25 protein-coding genes are annotated in these 21,990 nt (G+C 64.3%); 13 read left to right on the top strand and 12 right to left on the bottom strand.

Annotated elements, in window-relative coordinates; translation table 11 throughout:
* The first annotated feature begins 139 nt into the window (after nt 1-139).
* Complete coding sequence (locus BN69_RS06555; protein ID WP_014890783.1) at nt 140-1,495, top strand: O-linked N-acetylglucosamine transferase, SPINDLY family protein; 1,356 nt, start codon at nt 140-142, stop codon at nt 1,493-1,495.
* Here the strand turns inward: BN69_RS06555 and panB are convergent.
* Together panB and BN69_RS19560 are read right to left on the bottom strand one after the other, a co-directional pair.
* Nucleotides 1,479-2,306, bottom strand: coding sequence for a 3-methyl-2-oxobutanoate hydroxymethyltransferase (gene panB, locus BN69_RS06550; RefSeq protein ID WP_256364810.1), 828 nt, complete (start codon nt 2,304-2,306; stop codon nt 1,479-1,481). The genes BN69_RS06555 and panB overlap by 17 nt on opposite strands.
* Before the next feature lie 68 nt (nt 2,307-2,374).
* Nucleotides 2,375-2,512, bottom strand: coding sequence for a hypothetical protein (locus tag BN69_RS19560; protein ID WP_170162538.1), 138 nt, complete (start codon nt 2,510-2,512; stop codon nt 2,375-2,377).
* Nucleotides 2,513-2,967: 455 nt separating this feature from the next.
* Here BN69_RS19560 and rpsF point away from each other — a divergent pair, with 455 nt between their 5' ends.
* Together rpsF and rpsR are read left to right on the top strand one after the other, a co-directional pair.
* Nucleotides 2,968-3,423: a 30S ribosomal protein S6 gene (rpsF, locus tag BN69_RS06545; RefSeq protein WP_014890781.1), complete on the top strand. Its 456-nt coding sequence runs from the start codon at nt 2,968-2,970 to the stop codon at nt 3,421-3,423.
* Nucleotides 3,420-3,656: a 30S ribosomal protein S18 gene (gene rpsR, locus BN69_RS06540; protein ID WP_014890780.1), complete on the top strand. Its 237-nt coding sequence runs from the start codon at nt 3,420-3,422 to the stop codon at nt 3,654-3,656. The genes rpsF and rpsR overlap by 4 nt, the downstream gene beginning before the upstream one ends.
* 113 nt (nt 3,657-3,769) lie before the next feature.
* On the opposite strand, the gene BN69_RS06535 is transcribed toward rpsR, so the two are convergent.
* From BN69_RS06535 to BN69_RS06510, 6 genes are all read right to left on the bottom strand, one after another.
* Entirely contained in the window at nt 3,770-5,584 is a 1,815-nt protein-coding gene (locus BN69_RS06535) for a glucan ABC transporter ATP-binding protein/ permease (RefSeq protein ID WP_014890779.1), read from the bottom strand.
* Between the two features lie 168 nt (nt 5,585-5,752).
* On the bottom strand, nt 5,753-6,070 hold the full coding sequence (locus BN69_RS06530; protein ID WP_014890778.1) for an HPr family phosphocarrier protein: 318 nt from the start codon (nt 6,068-6,070) through the stop codon (nt 5,753-5,755).
* Nucleotides 6,067-6,468 carry a PTS sugar transporter subunit IIA gene (locus tag BN69_RS06525; RefSeq protein WP_014890777.1) on the bottom strand — a complete coding sequence of 134 codons (402 nt, stop codon included), beginning with the start codon at nt 6,466-6,468 and terminating at the stop codon, nt 6,067-6,069. Before BN69_RS06525 ends, BN69_RS06530 begins: the two co-directional genes overlap by 4 nt.
* A 189-nt stretch (nt 6,469-6,657) precedes the next feature.
* Nucleotides 6,658-7,122 (bottom strand): HPr kinase/phosphorylase, encoded by a 465-nt coding sequence (locus BN69_RS06520; protein ID WP_014890776.1) that lies wholly within the window; start codon nt 7,120-7,122, stop codon nt 6,658-6,660.
* Nucleotides 7,119-9,044 (bottom strand): sensor histidine kinase, encoded by a 1,926-nt coding sequence (locus tag BN69_RS06515; RefSeq protein WP_014890775.1) that lies wholly within the window; start codon nt 9,042-9,044, stop codon nt 7,119-7,121. Before BN69_RS06515 ends, BN69_RS06520 begins: the two co-directional genes overlap by 4 nt.
* A gap of 22 nt (nt 9,045-9,066) precedes the next feature.
* On the bottom strand, nt 9,067-9,765 hold the full coding sequence (locus BN69_RS06510; protein WP_014890774.1) for a response regulator transcription factor: 699 nt from the start codon (nt 9,763-9,765) through the stop codon (nt 9,067-9,069).
* 486 nt (nt 9,766-10,251) lie between these two features.
* On the opposite strand from BN69_RS06510, the gene BN69_RS06505 reads away from it, so the two are divergent.
* Nucleotides 10,252-10,677 carry a hypothetical protein gene (locus tag BN69_RS06505; protein WP_014890773.1) on the top strand — a complete coding sequence of 142 codons (426 nt, stop codon included), beginning with the start codon at nt 10,252-10,254 and terminating at the stop codon, nt 10,675-10,677.
* 195 nt (nt 10,678-10,872) lie between these two features.
* On the opposite strand, the gene BN69_RS06500 is transcribed toward BN69_RS06505, so the two are convergent.
* From BN69_RS06500 to cydP, 4 genes are all read right to left on the bottom strand, one after another.
* The gene (locus BN69_RS06500) at nt 10,873-11,112 is read right to left on the bottom strand and encodes an HP1242/YdcH family protein (protein ID WP_014890772.1); all 240 of its coding nucleotides are present in this window, start codon (nt 11,110-11,112) and stop codon (nt 10,873-10,875) included.
* Between the two features lie 207 nt (nt 11,113-11,319).
* Nucleotides 11,320-12,465, bottom strand: coding sequence for a cytochrome d ubiquinol oxidase subunit II (cydB, locus tag BN69_RS06495; RefSeq protein WP_014890771.1), 1,146 nt, complete (start codon nt 12,463-12,465; stop codon nt 11,320-11,322).
* A 1-nt stretch (nt 12,466) separates the two neighbouring features.
* Nucleotides 12,467-14,059 (bottom strand): cytochrome ubiquinol oxidase subunit I, encoded by a 1,593-nt coding sequence (locus BN69_RS06490; protein ID WP_014890770.1) that lies wholly within the window; start codon nt 14,057-14,059, stop codon nt 12,467-12,469.
* Nucleotides 14,060-14,067: 8 nt separating this feature from the next.
* Entirely contained in the window at nt 14,068-14,220 is a 153-nt protein-coding gene (gene cydP, locus BN69_RS19400) for a cytochrome oxidase putative small subunit CydP (protein WP_158491296.1), read from the bottom strand.
* 575 nt (nt 14,221-14,795) lie between these two features.
* Here cydP and rpsL point away from each other — a divergent pair.
* From rpsL to rplB, 9 genes are all read left to right on the top strand, one after another.
* Complete coding sequence (gene rpsL / locus BN69_RS06480; protein ID WP_014890767.1) at nt 14,796-15,167, top strand: 30S ribosomal protein S12; 372 nt, start codon at nt 14,796-14,798, stop codon at nt 15,165-15,167.
* 11 nt (nt 15,168-15,178) lie between these two features.
* Nucleotides 15,179-15,649: a 30S ribosomal protein S7 gene (gene rpsG / locus BN69_RS06475; protein ID WP_014890766.1), complete on the top strand. Its 471-nt coding sequence runs from the start codon at nt 15,179-15,181 to the stop codon at nt 15,647-15,649.
* A gap of 31 nt (nt 15,650-15,680) precedes the next feature.
* Nucleotides 15,681-17,756, top strand: coding sequence for an elongation factor G (gene fusA / locus BN69_RS06470; protein WP_014890765.1), 2,076 nt, complete (start codon nt 15,681-15,683; stop codon nt 17,754-17,756).
* A 46-nt stretch (nt 17,757-17,802) separates the two neighbouring features.
* The gene (gene tuf / locus BN69_RS06465) at nt 17,803-18,993 is read left to right on the top strand and encodes an elongation factor Tu (protein ID WP_014889814.1); all 1,191 of its coding nucleotides are present in this window, start codon (nt 17,803-17,805) and stop codon (nt 18,991-18,993) included.
* A 112-nt stretch (nt 18,994-19,105) separates the two neighbouring features.
* A complete protein-coding gene (rpsJ, locus tag BN69_RS06460; RefSeq protein ID WP_014890764.1) occupies nt 19,106-19,414 on the top strand; it encodes a 30S ribosomal protein S10 in 309 nt (102 codons plus the stop codon).
* Nucleotides 19,415-19,472: 58 nt separating this feature from the next.
* Nucleotides 19,473-20,210: a 50S ribosomal protein L3 gene (gene rplC, locus BN69_RS06455; RefSeq protein ID WP_041927187.1), complete on the top strand. Its 738-nt coding sequence runs from the start codon at nt 19,473-19,475 to the stop codon at nt 20,208-20,210.
* A 3-nt stretch (nt 20,211-20,213) separates the two neighbouring features.
* Nucleotides 20,214-20,834, top strand: coding sequence for a 50S ribosomal protein L4 (gene rplD, locus BN69_RS06450; protein WP_014890762.1), 621 nt, complete (start codon nt 20,214-20,216; stop codon nt 20,832-20,834).
* Nucleotides 20,831-21,127 (top strand): 50S ribosomal protein L23, encoded by a 297-nt coding sequence (locus BN69_RS06445; RefSeq protein ID WP_014890761.1) that lies wholly within the window; start codon nt 20,831-20,833, stop codon nt 21,125-21,127. The genes rplD and BN69_RS06445 overlap by 4 nt, the downstream gene beginning before the upstream one ends.
* A gap of 21 nt (nt 21,128-21,148) precedes the next feature.
* Nucleotides 21,149-21,988 carry a 50S ribosomal protein L2 gene (gene rplB / locus BN69_RS06440; protein WP_014890760.1) on the top strand — a complete coding sequence of 280 codons (840 nt, stop codon included), beginning with the start codon at nt 21,149-21,151 and terminating at the stop codon, nt 21,986-21,988.
* Nucleotides 21,989-21,990: the final 2 nt, after the last annotated feature.

Here is a 21,990-nt window from a genome sequence, read left to right as displayed (position 1 = left end):
GGCGGCGCGGCAAGAGAATATCTTCTAGCGGCGGCGGCGGTCCTGGCAACTCGCCACGATGACCATGCGCGCGGCATGGAAATCGCTTCCCGCACGAAGGCCGGCTGATGTGCGGATTGGCCCCTCGCGAAAGGGCGCCATGAAATCCATATCTCGCAGCCGCGCCATGTGCGAATGGGACGATTTCGACGCCGCCGCGGGGCAAATTCGGGCGGCGCTCGCCATGCCGGACGGGCCGGCGACGCCTCCCTTCCTCCTGCTGTCGGAGCCCGGCATTACCGCTGGCGAACAGCGCGCCTGTTCCGAGAGCTGGACCGCCGCGCGGCTTTTGGCGGCGGGGCCGCTGCGCGCGAGCCTCGCCATGCGCTTCGACCTTTCCCGCCGCAGCCGGATTCGCGTCGGCTATCTGTCAAACGACTTCCACGAGCATGCGACCGCGCATCTTCTCGTCGAGACGCTGGAGGCGCATGATCGCGCCCGCTTCGAGATCCGCGCTTATAGCTATTGCGGCGTCGAGGGGGCGATGCGGACCCGGCTGCGGGCCGCTTTCGACGCTTTCGCCGATATTTCGCAGCTGACCGACGCTGAGGCCGCGCGCCTCATCAATGCGGATGGCGTCGATATTCTGGTCGACCTCAAGGGCTTCACTCATGGCGCGCGCACCAGCGTGATGATGCTGCGGCCCGCGCCCGTTCAGGTCAATTATCTCGGCTATCCCGGCACGCTCGGAACGGGCGTGTGCGATTACATCGTGACCGATCGCTATGTCACGCCGCCGTCGTCGGCGTCGGCCTATTCGGAAGCCTTCGCCTATCTGCCGCACGCCTATCAGCCGCACGGGCGCGGGACGCCGCTGCGCGCGCCGCCGTCGCGGGCCGCCGCCGGTCTGCCGGCGGAAGGCTTCGTCTATTGCTGCTTCAATCAGGCCTATAAGCTCACGCCCTTCATCTTCGATCTTTGGGCGCGACTGCTCGAGGCGACGCCGGGCGCGGTGCTGTGGCTCTCGGCGGCGATGCTGGCGGAAGGCAATCTGCGCAATGAAATGCGCCGACGCGGGATTGACGCGGCGCGGATGATCTTCGCGCCGCATTTGCCGCAGGCCGAACATCTGGCGCGCCTGCAACTCGCCGATCTCGCGCTCGACACCGCGCCCTTCGGATCGCACACGACGGCGAGCGACGCGCTATGGGCGGGCGTGCCGATCGTGACCTGCGCCGGCGACACCTTTCCCTCGCGCGTGGCCGGGAGCCTCTTGCATGCGATCGGAATGCCGGAGCTGATCGCGGCGGATTTTGACGAATATTTAGAGATCGCGCTGGTCTTGGCGGGCGATCCCGTGCGTTACGCCGAACTGCGGGGAAAGCTCGCCGCCAATCGCCTGACGACGGCGCTTTTCGACGTCCGTTCTTACACGCGCGCGCTGGAATCGCTGTTTGAAGCCATGTGGCGCCGGCGTCTCGCCGGCGCGCCGCCCGTCGTCATCGGAGCGGCTTAAGACCCGCCGCCCGCTCGAAGGCGGCGCGTTCGTCGTCGGCCATATGAAAGGCGTGTTCCTCCCCCGGAAAGCGCCCGGCGCGCACGTCGCGCGCATAGGCCGCGACGGCCTCGCGCAGCGCCGCGCCGACGGCGCCGTAGCGGCGGTTGTGCTTGAATTCACGCGCGGTGAGCCCTGCAAGATCATTGACGACGAGCACCTGTCCGTCGGTCGCCGCGCCGGCGCCGATGCCGATCGTCGGCGCGCTGATCGCTTGCGTGATCCGCGCCGCGAGCTCCTGCGGCACGAGCTCCAGCACCACAAATTTCTGTCCGGCGGCGTCGAGCGCCAGCGCGTCGTCATAGAGTTTCGCGGCGGCCTGCGCCGTCTTGCCCTGGCGCCGCTTCACGTCGTGATGCTGCGATTCGAGGCCCAGATGTGAGCACACGTCGAAGCCGGCCGCGGTCAAGGCGCGCATGATGTCGAGTTGCGCGCCTTCGAATTTCACGCAATCGGCGCCGGATTCGCGCAGGAGTCGCGAACTTTCGATCGCCTGTTCCGCCGTGTCATAGGTCGCATAGGGCAAATCGCCGATGATGTAGACCTCGGGCGCGCCGCGCCGCACGGCGGCGATATGATGGGCCATGTCGGCGAGCGTCACCTCGCGCTCATGCGCATAGCCCAGAACATTCACTCCGACGCTGTCGCCGACGAGGATAATGTCGGCCCCCGCCTCGACCTCCAGGCGCGCGGTCGGCGCGTCATAGGCGGTGACGACGACGATTTTCTCGCCCCGGCGCTTCATGTCGAGGAAGGTGCTGGCGTTCGGCAAAGGGGGCTCCGGCGCGCCTAATCGTCAGGACGACACTCTAAAACGGCTTGCGCTGGCTGGGGAATGCGTCAGCGCGCCACGCCGTCCCTGCAGGCGTGGGGCTGGCCGGGAACGCGGAGCTCCTGGAAGCCGCCGCATTTGTCGCAGGCGGACAGCAGCGCGGAGAGGGCCGCCAGCAGCGCGAACACTCGGAATTTCCGCGTCATCTCGTCCTTCCTGGCGGCGGCTTGACGGCGCGACCATACTGGCCGAGCCGCCCTGCGGCAAGCCGCGAGGCCTTGCGCTCTTGCATCCTGCTTAAAGCCGCGTATAAACCGCCGATCGCGACGTTCCCGGCCGGGGGCTGAACGGAAGCGCTCGAGCGCATATTCCCGAAAAGTGCGAAGCGGTTTTCGGACAAGAATATGCGCAGAGACCGCATATTCCCGAAACGCGCAAAACGGTTTTCGGACAAGAATATGCAGAGATCGCATATTCCCGAAAAGTGCGATGCGGCTTTCGGACAAGAATATGCGCAGCTCAACGAGCGAGGGTTTATTCCCGTCTTCCCGTGCCTCCGCCTTCGAACTTTCCTTCTCGAGCCTTTCCGGGGCAGGTCCCCAAGAATCGCTCGAAGGGCTTGGCGCCGGAGCGGCTCGCGGCAACGGAAAGGCGAAAATCCATGCCTCTGTACGAGCATGTCTATCTCGCCCGTCAGGATGTGTCTCCCCAGCAGGTGGAGGCTCTGACCGGGCAGTTCAAAAATGTCATCACGTCGCTCGGCGGCACGGTCGGCAAGATCGAATATTGGGGCGTCAAATCGCTCGCCTATCGGATCAACAAGAACCGCAAGGCGCATTTCACCCTGATGAACATCGACGCGCCGCCGGCGGCGATCGCCGAAATGCAGCGCCAGCAGAGCATCAACGAAGATATTTTGCGCGTGCTGACGCTGCGCGTCGACGAGCTGGAGGAGGGTCCTTCCGCCCAGCTTCGCAAACGTGAAGACGACGACCGCGGCGAGCGCCGCGGCCCGCGCGGCGATAGAGGCGAGCGCGGGGATCGCGGCGACCGCGGAGATCGGCCCGAGCGTCGCCCGCGCCGCGAAGAAGGCAAGGTTGAAGGAGAGGTCGAATGAGCACCGCACCGCGCCGCCCCTTCTTCCGCCGCCGCAAGTCCTGCCCGTTCACCGGCGCCAACGCGCCGAAGATCGACTACAAGGACACGCGCCTGCTGTCCCGCTACATCAGCGAGCGCGGCAAGATCGTGCCCTCGCGCATCACCGCCGTTTCGGCCAAGAAGCAGCGCGAACTCGCCCAGGCGATCAAGCGCGCCCGATTCTTGGGCCTGCTGCCTTACGTGATCCGCTAAGAAGATCGCTATGAAAGCCTGCGGCCGCGCTCCGAAAGGGGCGCGGCTTTTTTATTGCGACTGATTCGCGGTTATCCGTCGCTGGCCTGCTTCTCCGCAGCGCGCTTGCATCCTCACCCCGCCGGCTGCTGCGCGCCGGCTTCGTAAACCCCGTCAAGCGGCGTCGTCGAAACGGTCGGCTCGGTCATGAACTGCGCCGCCGCTAGCATGGCGAAGCGACCGCCCTTCGCGACCAATTCGTCGAAGCCGCCGCTCTCGACGATCTCGCCCTGATCGAAGACGAGGATGCGGTCGGCGTTGCGCACGGTGGCCAGCCGATGGGCGATGACGAAGGTCGTGCGGCCCTTCATCGCCGCCTCCAACGCCTTCTGGATCATCCGCTCGGTCGTCGCATCGAGCGCCGAGGTCGCCTCGTCGAAGACCATGATCGGCGGGTTTTTCAACAGCGCTCTTGCGATCGAGAGCCGCTGGCGCTCGCCGCCCGAGAGCGAGCGGCCGCGTTCGCCGACGCGCGTCGCCCGCCCGTCGCTCTGATGCGCGACGAATTCCGTCGCCTGCGCCAGTTCGAGCGCATGCGCGATCTCCTCGTCGCTCGCGTCGGGATTGCCGATGCGCAGATTGTCCTCGATCGACCGCGCAAACAGCATCGGCTCCTGAAAGACGACGCCGATGTTGCGGCGTAGCGAACTCAGCGTGAATTCGCGGATGTCGACGCCGTCGATTTTCACCGCGCCGCTGTCTGGATCGAAAGCCCGGTGCAGGAGCCCGAGCGTCGTTGATTTGCCGGAGCCCGTCGCGCCGACGAGCGCGATCGTCTCGCCAGGTTCCGCCGTAAACGACACGTCGCGCACCGCCGGCCGTCGCCCGTCGTAGGAAAAGGCGACGTGGTCGAATTCGACCGCGCCGACAAGCCGCCCCGCGTCGCGGGCGTGCGGGCGATCGGCGACGCTCGCCGGCGTGTCGAGCACGCCGAAGAATTCCGCAATCTTCGCGGACTGCTGGAACAGGACATTGACGAAGCCGACCGCCTGTTCGAGGCGGGCGATCAGCATCGTTGCAAAGCTCATGAAGGCGACGATCTCGCCGATCGTCGCCTGTCCGCGCAAATGCAGCCAGACGCCAAGCAGGAAAATCGCCAGAATCGTCAGCGTCGCCGAGGCGCGGCTGGCGACGGCGACGAAGGCCCACCAGGAGAGAACCGGCATCTGCGCCGCGATGACGTCATCGATGATGCGGTTCAGCGCATGCGACTCGCTTTCGATGCGGGTAAAGCTCTGCACCACCGGAATGTTGCCAAGCGCATCGGACGCATGTTCGGCGAGCGTCGAATTGTAGCGCTCGACCTGGCCCTGCAGATCTTCCGTGCGTCGCAGGACGAAGCTCGTCACGAAATAAAAGAGCGCGACAAGCGCCACAAGCAGCGAGCCGAGCCGCCAATTGACGAACAGCGTCGCCGGCAAGAGCACGAAGAGCGCAACGAAGGACGCGCAGTTCTCGCGAAAGAACGACAGCCACAGCCCCGACATGGCGTTCGCGCCATCGAGCATGATCTTCAGGAGACGTCCGGAGTGGACGTTGCTGTGAAAACTCAGCGGCAGGCTGAGAACGTGATCAAAATAATCCGACATGATCGCCAGCCGTCGGCGATGCGCCAGACGATCGGCGTTGAGTCCGACGAGAATGGCGCCGCCGATCGAAAACAGGCCGAAGGCGGCCCAGGCGGACACGAGCGGCAGCAGATCGCTCCATGTCAAAGTCGCGCCGGGCGCCTGCGCGCGCGTCATGCGGTCGATGATGCGCCCAAAGAGCATCGGCTCGGCGAAGGCGGAGACGGCGAGCGCCAGATTGGCCGCAACGAGGATGATCGCGAGCCGCGCCTCAGGACGCAGAAGCCCCAGCACCCGCACGTAAACTTTAAAGACGGACATGTGACGACGCCTGCCTGCAGGGGAGGGTTCAGCAAACTGCGACGGATCGCGACTTTCACGAGGCCTTCAATTAACGCGGCGACCGTGGCGGACGCGCTCAATGGAGCCCGGCCGCCTGCGTGCAGGGTTTTTCGCGCGCGCTCGCTTGCGGCGGCGTTTTGCGCCGCGCTATTCGTCCTCTCCGAAGCGGTGGGCGACGAGCGTCTCCAGCGCGTCGAGGGCCGCCTTCGCCTGCGGTCCCGTCGCGGTGACGGTGATGGTCGCGCCCTGGCTTGCGCCCAGCGTCAGAATGCCCATGATCGAGCTGCCGCCAACCGTTTCATCACCTCTCGAAACAGTGATGACGGCGTCGAACTTCTCGCAGCACTGCACGAATTTGGCGGTTGCGCGGGCGTGCAGCCCCTTCTTGTTGACGATCGCGAGTTCCCGCGACAAGACGTCTTCGGCCGCAGCCTGATGCAATTTATCGGTCACGAGGTCATTCATTTTGCGTTGAGCACTTTGCTGGCGATGTAAACATATTTGCGGCCGGCGTCCTGCGCCTGCAGCACCGCCTGCTCCAAAGGTTGCGTATCGCGGACCGAAGCGAGTTTGATCAGCATCGGCAGATTGACCCCCGCGAGAACCTCCACCTTTCCGCCATCCATTACGGATATGGCAAGATTGGAGGGCGTGCCGCCGAACATATCGGTGAGCAGCACCACGCCGTCGCCGCTGTCGGCCTCGCGGATCGCCTCAATGATATCCCCGCGCCGGCGCTCCATATCGTCCTCGGGCCCTATCGAGATCGCCGCAATCTGCTTTTGAGGTCCGACGACGTGTTCGAGCGCCGCGCGAAACTCAGTGGCAAGGTGGCCATGGGTCACCAAGACCATTCCGATCATACGACCCTACCACTCATGAAGACGTCTCTTGCGCGCCGATGTCTCGTAAAATGCGTCGGCCCGCAAGGGCGAACGGAGCCAAATTGCATCCCAGGAGGAGCCGTTGCGCCCGCCGTGATCGCCCCGCTCAACAGGGGCGACATTTTGTGCAACGCGGCGAAATAGGCAAGCGAAAACAGCGAGGCTCCGTCAATTTGTCGCAACATTCTGAATGTAAGCCGCAATCCGCGCCGCCGCCCCGACGTTTGCGGCGTTTTCGAACATACGCGGCAGCGTCACGCCGCTCAACCGAGTCTTTGCTTCGTCCGCATCGGGATATCGTTTCGGCGACTCTCCGGACGCGAGAAGGTCAACGACGCCCCGCAGGACGCAGGCCGGCTCATAAGGGACGCGTAACAGCCCGAGACCGCGCGCCTCGATCATGCCGCGGATCGACGGGTGCGGTCTTGCGATCAGGCGGCCGTGACGCGCTTCGAGCGCGACGCGGTCGTCGCCGACAAGCGCCGCGAAAGCGCCGCGCGCCCGCCAGTCGGCGACAAGCTGCAGGCTGAGCGCGCTCTTGCCGGCGCCGGACGGTCCGCGCAGCAGCAGGCCGAATTCGCCGAGAACCAGCGCGGTGGCGTGCACATAGTCGGACGCTTGCGGCGGCGTCATCGCGCCGAAGGCAACCAGACGACGAAGCGCGCGCCGAGCACGGCGTCGCCGCGGCGGGGCTCGTCAGTGCCCTGCGGATGTGCGCGGGTGCGGTTGAGGGCGCGGATGCGTCCGCCATGCGCCTCGATGATCTGGCGGGAGATCGAGAGCCCGAGCCCGGAATTCTGGCCAAATCCCTGTTCCGGGCGGTCGGTGTAGAAACGCTCGAAGATGCGATCGAACGCGCCGTCGGGAATTCCGGGGCCGTCGTCGTCGACGATGATCTCGTAGCCCTCGATCTGCTGGCCTCCCGGCCCCTTAGCCCGCTCCGGCCACAGCAGCACGCGCACGGCTCCGCCGGGCTTTGAAAACGACCGGCCATTGTCGATCAGATTGTTGAACACCTGTCCGAGACGCGAGTCATTGCCGAGAACGCGCCAGCGGCCGCGCGGCGCGTCATGCGGCGAGGCGCGCACGGTCAGTTGAATGTTGACGCGGTCGCCGCGATCCACGGCGCGCGCCAAGTCGACGACGGTCGATAGCGCCGCCGCGAGATCGACCACGTCCATGTCGGCGCGGGCGAGTTCGGCGTCGAGACGAGACGCGTCGGAAATATCGCTGATCAAACGATCCAGCCGGCCGACGTCATGTTTGATGATGGCGAGCAGCCTGTCGCGCGACTCCTCGGTCTTGGCGATCGGCAGCGTCTCGACGGCGCTGCGCAGAGACGTCAAGGGATTCTTGAGTTCATGCGCGACGTCCGCGGCGAAATGCTCGATCGCGTCGATGCGGTTGTAGAGCGCCTTCGTCATGTCGCGCAACGCGCCGGAAAGATGGCCGATTTCATCCGGCCGGTCCGAGAAGTCCGGGATCTCCTGGCGAGACTTCACGCCGCGCCGCACGCGCTCGGCCGCCTCGGCGAGGCGGCGCATCGGTTCGGTGATCGTGTTGGTGAAGAACAGCGAGATCAGCAGCATCACGCCGGCCGAGACCAGAAAGATGCGGATGATGCCCCAGCGTTCCGTGACGATGACGGCGTCGATGTCGCCGCCCATGGTCGAGAGGAGCAGCGCGCCGCGCACCGACCGGAAGCGCTGAACCGGAACGGCGACGGAAATGATGGTTTCGCCCCTGGCGTTGGCGCGCACCACCGAATGAATGTGGCCGCCGAGCGCGCTGCCGACCTCAGGATAGGCTTTGCCATTGCCCATGCCGATGTCTTCGTAAAGCGGCAGCTCCGGCCGATGCGACAGCCGTTGGACAAACTCCAGCGATCTTTCGAGGAAGGAGGAGGCGTCGAGGGTCGTAGGCTGGCCGGCCGCGGGCGGCAAGTCGAAGCGCAGAATGTTCGAACGGCCGGAGACGGAGCGCGAGTCGAGCAGCAGAAAGCCGTCGCGGTCGTAGATGCGCGCCCGCAGCCGCGTCGGCGACACCAGACGCCGCAGCAGCGGCCCGACGCGTTCGGGATTGAGTGAAAACTCCAGCGGCGATCCGCCGTCGGCGCCGCTCGCGCTCTCTCCCGGCGCGAGCTTCAACAGCTTTTCCGGATCGATGGAGATGGCGTCGGTGTCCACCGTCGCCGAGGCCGCCACCGCCGCGGCGATGATCTCGCCCTGCGTCTGCAGGCTTTGCACGCGGGCGTCGATCAGACCTTCGCGAAACTGGTTGAGGTAGAGGAACCCGGCGAGCAGCGCGACCAGCCCGCCAAGATTGAGAACGACGATGCGTCGGGTGAGCGAGGACGATAGATGCGACTGGACAGTTCGTTGCACGGTTCGCTGCGCCCGCGCCAAGCGGATGGAGATTGTCCGCCACAGGCGCGCCCGCGCCGCCGCGGCGTCGCGCGCCGGAGCTGCCGCCGGGACCGCGGAACGCGGCGGCGCTTCCGCGACCGGGTCGCCGACGGCGGTCACGTCGCCGTCACCCTCGATGCTTGCGTCCATCTCGCGTCCCCTCCGCGAGAACTCAGGCTTCCTTGAATCGATAGCCCACGCCATAGAGCGTCTCGATCATTTCGAAATCATTGTCCACAACCTTGAACTTCTTGCGCAAGCGCTTGATGTGGCTGTCGATCGTCCGATCGTCGACATAGACTTGGTCGTCATAGGCCGCATCCATGAGCGCATTGCGGCTCTTCACGACGCCGGGACGCTGAGCCAGCGACTGCAAAATCAGGAATTCGGTCACGGTCAGCACCACCGGATCGCCGCGCCAAGTGCAGGTGTGGCGCTCAGGGTCCATCACGAGCGCGCCGCGCTCCAGGACCTTGGCCTCGGATTCCTTCTGCGCCGCGGCCTCCTTGGGATTGGCGCGCCGCAGGATCGCCTTGACGCGCTCGACGAGCAGCCGTTGCGAGAAGGGCTTATGAATGAAGTCGTCCGCCCCCATCTTCAGGCCGAACAGCTCGTCGATTTCCTCGTCCTTGGAGGTGAGAAAAATCACCGGGAGGTCGGACTTCTGCCGCAGTCGACGCAGAAGCTCCATGCCGTCCATCCGGGGCATCTTAATGTCGAAGATCGCCAGATCGGGCGGGTTGGCGCGCAGCCCGTCGAGCGCCTGCGCGCCGTCGGTATAGGTCTGGACGCGATACCCTTCGCCTTCCAGAGCGATGGAGACTGAGGTGAGAATGTTTCGATCGTCGTCGACGAGAGCGATGGTCGGCATCTTCACCCTTTGCTATTTGCGGCCGCAATTTAACGTCCGGGCCGGCGCGACGTGACTGCGCGTTCCGCGCGAAACGGCCGCCCCCGACTCCTCGAAGGGCGCGACGTCGATGCTCTACTGTCGACACACTTATCGACTCGACGGCGGGACTTTCGACAGGCGCCGTCGACCTGACAAAGTCCGAGGCCAAGGCGGCTGAAATGTGGCCGACGTCCGTTTCCAAGGGGCGGCGCCGCCTCGATGCCGCTGTACTGCTTATACACAGCATTTCTGGAAAAATCACCTTGTGCCAGGGCATGCGCGATTAAATATAATAACGACAATGGGATAGCTTGGCCACAGCGAGAATCTGGCGGCGCCCCGGGGGTTGGAAAATCTCGGGTTTTCGCCAATCTGCTGGAGGTTCTTTTAGCTCCGACGCCGTTCGGGTCATAAGACGCAAGTAAAAAGCGCGGCGCGGCGGCGGCAGCCCCAGGGAGTGGATCGATGAGCGAAGATTGGGCATATCAGGTTCGAGTCAATCTCGTCGACGCAGCGGCCAAGCTCGCGCGCAGGGATCCGGAAAATCCGGCGTTAAAACCGCTCAGCGACATTCTCGCCAAACATAACGCGAAGCTTCGGAACCAGCTCGACGCCTTTTCCGAATATGTCGCCGCGGCCGAACAGCGCGGCGAGGAGAATTACCCGCTCTACAAATGGACCAAGGCGGTGATCGAAGACCCGGCGAAAATCGAGAAGCACAGCAAAGCCTTCTCGATCCATGTCGCCGGCGAGGAAATCTACGGCAAGGACGTCGCCGACGCGCTGGAGGCGGAGCTGCAGCCCCTCGTCGGCGGTCCGCTGGTCGCCCGCCTGACCAAGCACGACAGCAACCCCGCGAATAATCCGCAGCCGCCGGCGCAATATCGATAGCGCGGCGCCGTGGCAGGTCGGCCGGTTCCCCGCGTCATGGCCGCGCTTGTCGCGGCCGTTCACGCGGTGGCGCGCCTTCCAAGACTCAAATAGGCGCGGTCGCCCCGTCATGCCCGGCGCAAGGCCGGGCATGACGGCAACTGCGCGGGGCCCGCTCCCTCTCCCGCGCCGCGAGGAGGGGCGGGGGCGTGAGGCTTACGCCGTCGCCAGGAAGCCGGCGATCTCGTCCTTGAGCGCCAGCCGCTTCCTTTTCAAATCTTCGATCGTCGCGTCGTCGGCCGGCTCGACATTGGTCTCCATGCGGTGAATGGCGCGATTGAGCGTGTGATAGTCTTCCGCGATGCGCGCGAAGTGCGCGTTCTCGGTCTTTAGGATGTGAATGGCCTCGGCGTGTTCGGGAAATTCTTCGTGCAACTCATGCGCAACATGGCTCATTCGAGCTTCCTTCCTTGACGAACTTCGGCGGCGTCGCCGTCGCAGCGGGCGATGATGTGACCGGCTCGCGCCAGGCGCAATGCCGTCCGCATGCGACCAAACTGCGCAGATGAGACGAATTCGACGCATTTGGCATCTGCGCCTGTCCCGAGGCAACCGAATGGCGAAGAAGGCGCCGGCTCGAAACGCGCATAACGCCTTGCGCCCTCAGTAGGCGTGGCCGCCCGGCTCAAAGATACGGGATGGCACCTTTCCGCGCAGCACCCGATAGACCCAGGCGGTATAGGCAAGAACAATGGGGAGAAAAATGATGACGGCGATGAGCATGACGAACAGCGTCAAATGACTCGATGAGGCGTCCCACGCCGTCAGACTGACGTCAGGCTCGATTGATGACGGCATGAGAAAGGGAAACATCGCAAAACCCGGCGTCGCGACGATGCCGGTCACGGCGGCGGCGCTGCAGATGAAGGCGGCGGCTTCCTTTCGCAGCGCGAACATCGCGGCGGCCGACAGCGCCCCGAGAAGACCAAGCGCCGGCGCCGCCGCCGACCATGGATAACGCCCATAATTGAGCATCCAGTCGCCGGCCGCGACTTCGACGCTCTTTCGCAGCGGATTGGAAGGCGCGGAGGGCGCTATCTCGCTAACGATCGCATAGCCGTTGAGGTGGGCGTAGACATAGACGCCGCCCATCGCGAACAGCGCGAAAGTGACGATGCTGGCGATCATGCCGGCGCGGCGCGCGCGCGCCGCGATCGGCTCCACGGTCTTGGCCTGCACATAGGCCGCGCCGTGCATCACGAGCATCCAGACGCTGACGGCGCCGCAAAGCAGCGCGAAAGGCGTGAAAAGCTCAAAGAACGAACCCTCATAGATGGCGCGCAGCTCGTCGTCGAAGCGCAGCGGAACGCCCTGCAGCAGACTGCCAAAGGCGACGCCGAAGACCAGCGCGGGCGCCAGCCCGCCGAAAACCAGCGCCCAGTCCCACGTCTGTCGCCACAGCGCATTGTCGATCTTGCCGCGGAATTTGAAGGCGACCGGCCGCAGGATCAGCGCCAGAAGCGTGACGAACATCGCAACGTAGAAGCCGGAGAAGGCGGCGGCATAGACCGGCGGCCAAGCCGCGAATGACGCGCCGCCGCCAAGGATGAACCAAACCTGATTGCCCTCCCACACCGGACCGATGCTGTTGATAAGAACGCGCCGCTCCTGGTCGCTGCGGCCGAGGATGGGCAACAACATCGCCGTGCCCAGGTCGAAGCCGTCAAAGACCGCAAAGCCGATCAGCAGGACGCCAAGCAGCGCCCACCAGATGACCCGAAGCGTGTCGTAGTCGAGAGGAATATGCATTTCAGGCCTCCTCGATGGGTCTCAGATCGCCCATCGGCGCGCCGCCGGGCGGCGCCTGCCGCGTCGCAAGATCGGGAACCTGCCACGTCTCGGTCGGTCCGAGTTTGGCGTATTTCACCATCAGGAATACGTCGACGATGAGCAGCGCGGTGTAGAACAGCACAAAGCCCGAAAGGCTCAGCCAGACGTTGCCGGGCTTAATCGGAGAGGCGGCGAGAAAGGTCGGCAGCACGCCCTCGATGATCCATGGCTGGCGGCCGTATTCGGCGACGATCCAGCCAAGCTCCGCCGCGATCCATGGCAGCGGCAAGGACCACACCGCGACGTGCAGGAGCCACCGCCGCTCTTCGAAGGCGCGCTTGGACGAAAGATAGAACATCGCGGAGAAGAGCGCGATGAAGTAGAAGCCGAGCGCCACCATGACGCGGAACGACCAGAAGATCACCGGCACATTCGGGATCGTGTCCCAGGCCGCCTTCTCGATTTGCTCGGGCGTCGCGGCGGCAGGATTGTCGGTATAGCGGCGCAGCAGCATCGCATAGCCGAGATCCCTCTGTCGTCGATCGATGATCTCGCGGGCCGCCGGGTCCGGCGCCGCGCCCTTGAGGCGGCGCATCGCCTCATAGCCCTCGACGCCGCGGCTGATGCGCGTCTTGGCGTCATCGATCAGATCGAAGATTCCGGGAATGACCTTGTCGAGCGAGCGGGTCGCGATGAGCCCTAGCATCCAGGGCGCCTGAAGGGCGTAAGAGGTTTCGTGAGTCGTGGGATTGGGGATGCCGAAAATGGTGAAGGCCGCCGGCGGCGCCTCCGTCCGCCACAGGCCCTCCATCGCCGCGAGCTTCACTTTCTGGTTTTCGGTCGTGGCGTAGCCGCTCTCGTCGCCGAGAACGACGACCGAAAGCGCCGAGGCGAGCCCGAATGAGGCGGCGACGGTCATCGAGCGCAGCGCGAAGGCGCGATGGCGGCCCTGCAGCAGATACCAGGCGCTGATCGCCAGAACGAAGACCGCGCCGGTGACATAGCCCGCGGCGACGGTGTGGACAAATTTGGACTGCGCGACGGGATTGAACAGGACCGCCATGAAATCCGTCACCTCCATTCGGATGGTGTCCGGATTGAAGCGGCTGCCGACGGGATTCTGCATCCAGGCGTTGGCGACGAGAATCCACAGCGCCGAGAAATTCGACCCCAAAGCCACGCACCAGGTGACCGCGAGATGGCCCGGCCGGCTCAGCCGGTCCCAGCCGAAGAAGAACAGACCGATGAAGGTCGCTTCCAAAAAGAAGGCCATCAGGCCTTCGATGGCGAGCGGCGCGCCGAAGACGTCACCGACATATTGCGAATAGTAGGACCAGTTCGTGCCGAACTGGAATTCCATGGTGATGCCGGTGGCGACGCCCATGGCGAAATTGATGCCGAAGAGAATGCCCCAGAAGATCGTCATGTCCCGCCAGATGCGCCGGCGGGTCATCACATAGACGCTCTCCATGATCGCGATCAGCACCGAGAGCCCGAGCGTCAGCGGCACGAAGAGGAAGTGGTACAGCGCGGTGAGCGCGAACTGCAGGCGGGAAAGCTCGACGACGTCCATAGCGGCGCTCACGGTCCAAACAGCCAGCGCGCCGCGCCGGGAAGCGCGGGCTTCGAGGCGAAGAAGGCGAAATAGATCGCGGCGAGGGCCAAGACCTTGGCGGTGAGCACGGCGCTGATGTCTTTGGTTAAGCTTCGGCCGCGCCAACGGAATTTCGACATGGGCGTCTCCCCGGGGGCTAACGCGAAAGATGAGGAGCCGTTCCGCGGCCGCCGGGATTTTGCCGGCGCCTCCAATACTGCCGACTTAACCGCGAAATTGATTGGCGACGTGCGGCGGGCGTGACACAGAGTAGAACGCTTGCGCATGCGAGACGCGCGCGGCGGCGAAAGACTCAAGCACAGACGCGCAGACGGGCATGCGACGATATTCGAAAAATCGCGCATTCTGCGCTTGACGCGCCGCACGCTCGCGATTAGGTTCCGCCCACTTTCGACAGGCCGTAAGTTCACGCCGTCGGCGAGCGCCTCGCTCTCGATCCTTCGAACTTAAACGCTGTCGCCTTGCCTGTGACCGCCAAACGTAATTGGTAATCATACCGGCGCTCGGACGTTAGAACGCGTCCAAAGCTCGTCGGACAGGAAGGCACGATCCCGGCGACGGGATCCTCTGCGTTAGAAGCGCCTTGGCCCTTACGGCCATCGGCGCTTCGCTCGTTTGCGCGTGCCTTTAAGGCCATGCGCGGCGAGGCCACCTTGACATCCGCCATTCGCAATCACGCGAAGGACCCTATTGAATGCCGACGATCAGCCAGTTGATCCGCAAGCCGCGCCAAGCGCCGACCTATCGCGAGAAGGCGCGCCATCTGCAGTCCTGCCCGCAGAAGCGCGGCGTGTGCACCCGCGTCTATACGACGACGCCGAAGAAGCCGAACTCCGCGCTTCGTAAGGTCGCCAAGGTGCGCCTGACCAACGGATTCGAGGTCATCGGCTACATCCCGGGCGAGGGCCATAATCTTCAGGAGCACTCGGTCGTGATGATCCGCGGCGGCCGCGTGAAGGATCTTCCCGGCGTTCGCTACCACATTCTGCGCGGCGTTCTGGACACCCAGGGCGTCAAGGACCGCAAGCAGCGCCGTTCGAAATACGGCGCGAAGCGTCCGAAGTAAGGAGCCGTTCGATGTCTCGTCGCCACCGTGCCGAAAAGCGTGAAGTGATCGAAGACGCCAAATTCGGCGACATCGTGCTCACGAAATTCATGAACTCGATCATGTACGACGGCAAGAAGTCGGTCGCCGAGCAGATTGTCTATGGCGCGCTCGATCAGGTCGAGGCGAAGGCCAAGAGCGATCCGCTCGCCGTCTTCAAGCAGGCGCTCGAGAATGTCGCGCCGGCGATCGAGGTTCGTTCCCGCCGCGTCGGCGGCGCCACCTATCAGGTGCCGGTCGAAGTGCGCAACGAGCGTCGTCAGGCGCTCGCCATCCGCTGGATCATCACCGCGGCCCGCGCCCGCAACGACAAGACCATGGTCGATCGCCTGTCGGCCGAACTGCTCGACGCGTCCAACAACCGCGGCGCCGCGGTGAAGAAGCGCGAAGACACGCATCGCATGGCGGAGGCCAACCGCGCCTTCTCGCACTACCGCTGGTAAGGCGCAGCACGAGCTTACGAGGACAACCGTCATGGCCCGCTCTCATCCGATCGAGGACTACCGTAACTTCGGCATCATGGCCCACATCGACGCGGGCAAGACGACGACGACGGAGCGCATCCTCTATTACTCCGGCAAGAGCCATAAAATCGGCGAGGTGCATGAAGGCGCCGCGACGATGGACTGGATGGAGCAGGAGCAGGAGCGCGGCATCACCATCACGTCCGCCGCAACGACGACGTTCTGGAACGGCAAGCGCCTCAACATCATCGATACGCCCGGCCACGTCGACTTCACCATCGAAGTCGAGCGCAGCCTGCGCGTGCTCGACGGCGCCGTATGCGTGCTCGACGGCAACCAGGGCGTCGAGCCGCAGACCGAGACCGTCTGGCGTCAGGCCGACAAATACAATGTGCCGCGCATCGTCTTCGTCAACAAAATGGACAAGATCGGCGCCGACTTCGACCGCTGCGTCGAGGAAATCAAGACGCGCGTCGGCGGCCGCCCGATCTGCGTGCAATTGCCGATCGGCTCCGAGTCGAATTTCAAGGGCGTCGTCGATCTCGTGCGCATGAAGGCCGTCGTCTGGGAAGACGAAGGGCTCGGCGCGAAATATCACGACGAAGAGATTCCCGCCGACCTGCTCGACAAGGCCAAGGAATATCATCTGGCGCTGATCGAAGCCGCGGTCGAAATGGACGACGACGCCATGGCCGCCTATCTCGACGGCCAGGAGCCGGACGAGGAGACGCTGCACAGGCTGATCCGCACCGCCGTGCGCAAGATCGCCTTCATCCCGGTGTTCTGCGGCTCGGCCTTCAAGAACAAGGGCGTGCAGCCGCTGCTCGACGCCGTCGTGCATTATCTGCCGTCGCCGGTCGATCGCGAGGCGATCAAGGGCGTCGACGTGGATACGGGCGAGGAGCTGGATCGCAAGCCGCTCGATTCCGAGCCCTTCTCCATGCTCGCGTTCAAGATCATGGACGATCCCTTCGTCGGCACGATCACCTTCGCCCGCGTCTATTCGGGCAAGATCGACTCCGGCACGACAGTGCTCAATTCGACGAAAGAGAAGAAAGAGCGCATCGGCCGCATGCTGCTGATGCACGCCAACAACCGCGAAGACATCAAGGAAGCTTACGCCGGCGACATCGTCGCGCTCGCGGGCCTCAAGGACACGCGCACCGGCGACACGCTCTGCGACATGCAGAAGCCAGTCATTCTGGAGCGCATGGAGTTTCCGGATCCGGTCATCGAGATCGCCATCGAGCCGAAGTCGAAGGCCGATCAGGAGAAGCTTGGCATCGCGCTGCAGAAGCTCGCCGCGGAGGATCCCTCCTTCCGAGTCTCGACCGATCAGGAAAGCGGCCAGACCATCCTCAAGGGCATGGGCGAACTGCATCTCGACATCAAGGTCGACATCCTGAAGCGCACCTACAAGGTCGACGCCAATATCGGCGCGCCGCAGGTCGCCTATCGCGAGCGCCTCGGCCGCAAGCTTGAAATCGACTATACGCATAAGAAACAGACCGGCGGCACCGGTCAGTTCGCGCGCGTGAAGATTATTTTCGAACCCAATGAAGCCGGCAAGGGCAATGAGTTCGAAAGCAAGATCGTCGGCGGCGCTGTGCCGAAGGAATATATCCCCGGCGTCGACAAGGGCATTCAATCGGTGACGACCTCCGGCATTCTCGCCGGCTTCCCCGTCGTCGATCTGAAGGCGACGCTCGTCGACGGCGCCTTCCACGACGTCGACTCTTCGGTGCTCGCCTTCGAGATCGCCTCGCGCGCCGCGACGCGCGAAGCGCTGCAGAAGGGCGGCTCGGTGCTGCTCGAGCCGATCATGAAGGTCGAAGTGGTGACGCCGGAGGAATACACCGGTTCTGTCATCGGCGATCTGAACTCCCGTCGCGGACAGATTCAAGGTCAGGACATGCGCGCCAACGCCGTGGTGATCAACGCCATGGTGCCGCTCGCCAACATGTTCGGCTACGTCAATCAGCTGCGCTCCTTCACGCAGGGTCGCGCGAGCTACACGATGCAATTCGATCACTACGAACAAGTCCCCGAAGCGGAGTCGAAAAAGGTCCAGGCGAAATACGCCTGATCTCGAACGCAACGGGGCGACAGGTACTCTTCAAAGGAGCACGGCGATGGCCAAGGAAAAGTTTTCACGCACGAAGCCGCACTGCAACATTGGGACGATTGGGCACGTCGACCATGGCAAGACGTCTTTGACGGCGGCGATCACCAAGGTTCTGGCGGAGACGGGCGGGGCGACCTTTACGGCCTATGACCAGATCGACAAGGCGCCGGAAGAGAAGGCGCGCGGCATCACCATTTCGACGGCGCATGTCGAATATGAGACGCAGAACCGTCACTACGCCCACGTCGACTGCCCCGGCCACGCCGACTATGTGAAGAACATGATCACCGGCGCGGCGCAGATGGACGGCGCGATCCTCGTCGTTTCGGCGGCCGACGGCCCGATGCCGCAGACCCGCGAGCATATTCTGCTCGCCCGCCAGGTCGGCGTGCCGGCGCTCGTCGTGTTCTTGAACAAGGTCGACATGGTCGACGATCCGGAGCTTCTGGAGCTCGTCGAGCTCGAAGTGCGCGAGCTGCTCAGCAAGTATGAGTTCCCGGGCGACGACATTCCGATCGTCAAGGGTTCGGCGCTGTGCGCGCTCGAGGGCAAGAATCCCGAGATCGGCCATGACGCGATCCTGAAGCTGATGGCGGAGGTCGACAAATATATTCCGCAGCCGGAGCGGCCGAAGGATCAGCCCTTCCTGATGCCGGTCGAGGACGTGTTCTCGATTTCGGGCCGCGGCACGGTGGTGACGGGGCGCATCGAGCGCGGCGTGGTGAAGGTCGGCGAGGAAGTCGAGATCGTCGGCATCCGTCCGACGACGAAGACGACGGTGACGGGCGTCGAGATGTTCCGCAAGCTCCTCGATCAGGGCGAGGCGGGCGACAACGTCGGCTGCCTGCTGCGCGGCACGAAGCGCGAGGACGTGGAGCGCGGCCAGGTGCTGTGCAAGCCGGGCTCGGTGAAGCCGCACACCAAGTTCAAGGCCGAGGCCTATATCCTCACCAAGGAAGAGGGCGGCCGCCACACGCCGTTCTTCACCAACTACCGTCCGCAATTCTACTTCCGCACGACGGACGTGACCGGCATCGTCACGCTTCCCGACGGCGTCGAGATGGTGATGCCGGGCGACAATGTGACGATGGACGTCGTGCTGATCGTGCCGATCGCCATGGAGGAGAAGCTGCGCTTCGCCATCCGCGAAGGCGGCAGAACGGTCGGCGCCGGCGTCGTCGCCAGCATCATCGAGTAAAGCGAATCCCGGGCCGCGGGCCAAGCGCTCGCTCTTGTGAAAGAAGCCGCGCGCAACGGCGCGCGGCGCATGAAGGCGAGCAGAGCCGCTCGCGGTCCTAAAGGACGGAAAAATGAACGGTCAAAATATCCGGATTCGCCTCAAGGCGTTCGATCACCGGATTCTCGACACGTCGACGAAGGAGATCGTCTCGACGGCCAAGCGCACGGGCGCTCAGGTCCGCGGTCCGATTCCGCTGCCGACGCGCATCGAAAAATTCACGGTGAACCGTTCGCCGCACATCGACAAGAAGTCGCGCGAACAGTTCGAGATCAGAACGCATAAGCGCGTTCTCGACATCGTCGATCCCACCCCGCAAACGGTGGACGCGCTCATGAAGCTCGATCTCGCCGCCGGCGTGGATGTCGAGATCAAGCTCTAAACGGAATTCAGGCGGCGCTCGCTGAAGGATGCGAGCGCGCTTTGCGAAGGATTGGATCATGCGGTCGGGCGTCATCGCGCAAAAGGTCGGAATGACCCGCATCTTCACGGAGGCGGGCGAGCATGTGCCGGTCACGGTCCTGAAGCTCGACGGCTGCCAGGTCGTCGCGCAGCGGACTCAAGAGAAGAACGGCTACACCGCCGTTCAACTCGGCATCGGCCGCGCCAAGGTCAAGAATGTCTCGAAGGCCGAACGCACGCGGTTCGCCGCGGCCTCGGTGGAGCCGAAGCTGAAGCTCGCCGAGTTTCGGGTGAAAGAGGAAGAGTTGCTGCCGATCGGCGCCGAGATCACGGCGGATCATTTCGTCGTCGGCCAGTTCGTCGACGTGACAGGAACCTCCACCGGCAAGGGCTTCGCCGGCCCGATGAAGCGCTGGGGCTTCGGCGGTCTGCGCGCGACCCACGGCGTCTCCGTGTCGCACCGCTCGCATGGTTCGACCGGCGGCCGTCAGGACCCGGGCAAGACTTTCAAGAACAAGAAAATGGCCGGCCATATGGGCGTCGAGCGCGTCACCACGCAAAATCTGCGGGTGGTGCAGACGGACCCGGCGCGGGGACTGCTGCTGGTCGAAGGCGCGGTGCCGGGCACGGCCGGCGGTTGGATTTTCGTGCGCGACGCGGTGAAGCGCGCGCTGCCGAAGGATGCGCCGCAGCCGGGCAAATTCCGCCTCGGCGACGGACAGGGTGAAGCCGCGAATTTGGACGCCGCTCCGCAAGAAGAAAAGAAGGAGGACTGAGCCGTGAAGATCGACGTCACGTCGTTCGACGGCCAGGCGGCCGGTTCGATCGAACTCTCCGATGAGGTCTTCGGCCTTGAGCCGCGCAAGGACCTGATCTTCCGCATGATCCGCTGGCAACTCGCCAAGCGGCGCGCCGGCACCCATGCGGTGAAGAACCGCGCCGAAATCGCGCGCTCGGGCAAGAAGCTGCACAAGCAGAAGGGCACCGGCGGCGCCCGTCACGGCTCGGCGCGCGCGCCGCAGTTCCGCGGCGGCGGACGCGCCTTCGGTCCGGTGGTGCGCAGCCATGCGCATGACCTGACCAAGAAGGTGCGCCAGCTCGCCTTGAAACATGCTCTGTCCGCGAAGGCCAAGGACGGCGGCATCATCGTTTGGGAGTCGGCGGAGCTCGCCGAGCCCAGGACGAAGCTGCTCGCGTCGAGTTTCGCCAAGACCGGTCTCGAGAACGCGATCATCATCGTCGGCGGCGCGCCGCAGCATAATTTCGTGCTCGCCGCACGCAATATCCCGAAGATCGACATCCTGCCCGTCGAAGGCGTCAATGTTTACGACATCCTCCGCCGCGAGAAGCTGGTGTTGACCCGCGCCGCAGTGGACGCGCTGGAGGCGCGACTGAAATGAGCAAGGACGTTCGTCATTACGACGTGATCGTCGCCCCGGTCATCACCGAGAAGGCGACGCTCGCCTCCGAGAGCAACAAGGTGGTCTTCAAGGTCGCCAAGACCGCGACGAAGCCGCAGATCAAGGCGGCGGTCGAAGGTCTCTTCGACGTCAAGGTCGAGGCGGTCAATACGCTGGTGCGCAAGGGCAAGGTCAAGACCTTCCGCGGTCAGCGCGGCCAGCAGAGCGACGTCAAGAAAGCGGTCGTGACCCTCGCCGAGGGCCACAAGATCGACGTGACGACCGGACTGTAAGGAAGGCGTGAGGATAGAACTATGGCGCTGAAGACATTCAAGCCGGTCACGCCGAGCCTTCGCCAGCTCGTCATCGTCGACCGCAGCGAGCTCTACAAGGGCAAGCCGGTCAAGACCCTGACCGAAGGCAAGAGTTCAAAGGGCGGCCGCAACAACGCCGGCCGGATCACCGTGCGCTTTCGCGGCGGCGGCCATAAGCAGGCCTATCGCGTCGTCGATTTCAAGCGGCGCAAGCTCGACGTCGCCGGCAAGGTCGAGCGGCTCGAATATGATCCGAACCGGACGGCGTTCATCGCGCTCATTCGCTATGCGGACAATGAGCTCGCCTATATTCTCGCGCCGCAGCGGCTCGCCGTCGGCGACGAAGTGATCGCCGGCAATCAGGTGGACGTGAAGCCCGGCAACGCCATGCCGATCGCCAACATCCCTGTCGGCGCCATCGTGCACAATGTCGAGATGAAGATCGGCAAGGGCGGCGCCGTCGCGCGGTCGGCCGGCACCTATGCGCAGATCGTCGGCCGCGACCAGGGCTATGTGATCATCAGATTGAATTCCGGCGAGCAGCGCCTCGTGCACGGCCAGTGTTTCGCGACGCTCGGCGCCGTGTCGAATCCCGATCATATGAACACCTCGATCGGCAAGGCCGGCCGTTCACGCTGGCTCGGCCGCCGCCCGCACAATCGCGGCGTCACGATGAATCCGATCGACCATCCGCACGGCGGCGGCGAAGGCCGCACCTCCGGCGGCCGTCATCCGGTCACGCCCTGGGGCAAGCCGACCAAGGGCAAGAAGACCCGCACCAATAAATCCACCGACCGTTTCATTGTGTCCTCGCGACACAATCGCAAGAAGAAGGGCTAACC

Source organism: Methylocystis sp. SC2 (genome assembly GCF_000304315.1).
Lineage (GTDB): Bacteria > Pseudomonadota > Alphaproteobacteria > Rhizobiales > Beijerinckiaceae > Methylocystis.
The sequence above is the reverse complement of the archived record's forward strand: the minus strand, read 5'-3'. Positions and strand labels throughout refer to the sequence as shown.

Coding starts and splice junctions, on each gene's coding strand:
- rpsR (WP_014890780.1), top strand. CDS start 3,420: ATGAGCACCGCACCGCGCCGCCCCTTCTTCCGCCGCCGCAAGTCCTGC.
- rplB (WP_014890760.1), top strand. CDS start 21,149: ATGGCGCTGAAGACATTCAAGCCGGTCACGCCGAGCCTTCGCCAGCTC.
- tuf (WP_014889814.1), top strand. CDS start 17,803: ATGGCCAAGGAAAAGTTTTCACGCACGAAGCCGCACTGCAACATTGGG.
- BN69_RS06555 (WP_014890783.1), top strand. CDS start 140: ATGAAATCCATATCTCGCAGCCGCGCCATGTGCGAATGGGACGATTTC.
- BN69_RS06500 (WP_014890772.1), bottom strand. CDS start 11,112: ATGAGCCATGTTGCGCATGAGTTGCACGAAGAATTTCCCGAACACGCC.
- cydP (WP_158491296.1), bottom strand. CDS start 14,220: ATGTCGAAATTCCGTTGGCGCGGCCGAAGCTTAACCAAAGACATCAGC.
- rpsL (WP_014890767.1), top strand. CDS start 14,796: ATGCCGACGATCAGCCAGTTGATCCGCAAGCCGCGCCAAGCGCCGACC.
- rpsF (WP_014890781.1), top strand. CDS start 2,968: ATGCCTCTGTACGAGCATGTCTATCTCGCCCGTCAGGATGTGTCTCCC.
- BN69_RS06490 (WP_014890770.1), bottom strand. CDS start 14,059: ATGGACGTCGTCGAGCTTTCCCGCCTGCAGTTCGCGCTCACCGCGCTG.
- fusA (WP_014890765.1), top strand. CDS start 15,681: ATGGCCCGCTCTCATCCGATCGAGGACTACCGTAACTTCGGCATCATG.
- rpsG (WP_014890766.1), top strand. CDS start 15,179: ATGTCTCGTCGCCACCGTGCCGAAAAGCGTGAAGTGATCGAAGACGCC.
- BN69_RS06530 (WP_014890778.1), bottom strand. CDS start 6,070: ATGAATGACCTCGTGACCGATAAATTGCATCAGGCTGCGGCCGAAGAC.
- BN69_RS06520 (WP_014890776.1), bottom strand. CDS start 7,122: ATGACGCCGCCGCAAGCGTCCGACTATGTGCACGCCACCGCGCTGGTT.
- BN69_RS06525 (WP_014890777.1), bottom strand. CDS start 6,468: ATGATCGGAATGGTCTTGGTGACCCATGGCCACCTTGCCACTGAGTTT.
- BN69_RS06535 (WP_014890779.1), bottom strand. CDS start 5,584: ATGTCCGTCTTTAAAGTTTACGTGCGGGTGCTGGGGCTTCTGCGTCCT.
- BN69_RS19560 (WP_170162538.1), bottom strand. CDS start 2,512: ATGACGCGGAAATTCCGAGTGTTCGCGCTGCTGGCGGCCCTCTCCGCG.
- BN69_RS06515 (WP_014890775.1), bottom strand. CDS start 9,044: ATGGACGCAAGCATCGAGGGTGACGGCGACGTGACCGCCGTCGGCGAC.
- BN69_RS06510 (WP_014890774.1), bottom strand. CDS start 9,765: ATGCCGACCATCGCTCTCGTCGACGACGATCGAAACATTCTCACCTCA.
- rpsJ (WP_014890764.1), top strand. CDS start 19,106: ATGAACGGTCAAAATATCCGGATTCGCCTCAAGGCGTTCGATCACCGG.
- cydB (WP_014890771.1), bottom strand. CDS start 12,465: ATGCATATTCCTCTCGACTACGACACGCTTCGGGTCATCTGGTGGGCG.
- BN69_RS06505 (WP_014890773.1), top strand. CDS start 10,252: ATGAGCGAAGATTGGGCATATCAGGTTCGAGTCAATCTCGTCGACGCA.
- BN69_RS06445 (WP_014890761.1), top strand. CDS start 20,831: ATGAGCAAGGACGTTCGTCATTACGACGTGATCGTCGCCCCGGTCATC.
- rplC (WP_041927187.1), top strand. CDS start 19,473: ATGCGGTCGGGCGTCATCGCGCAAAAGGTCGGAATGACCCGCATCTTC.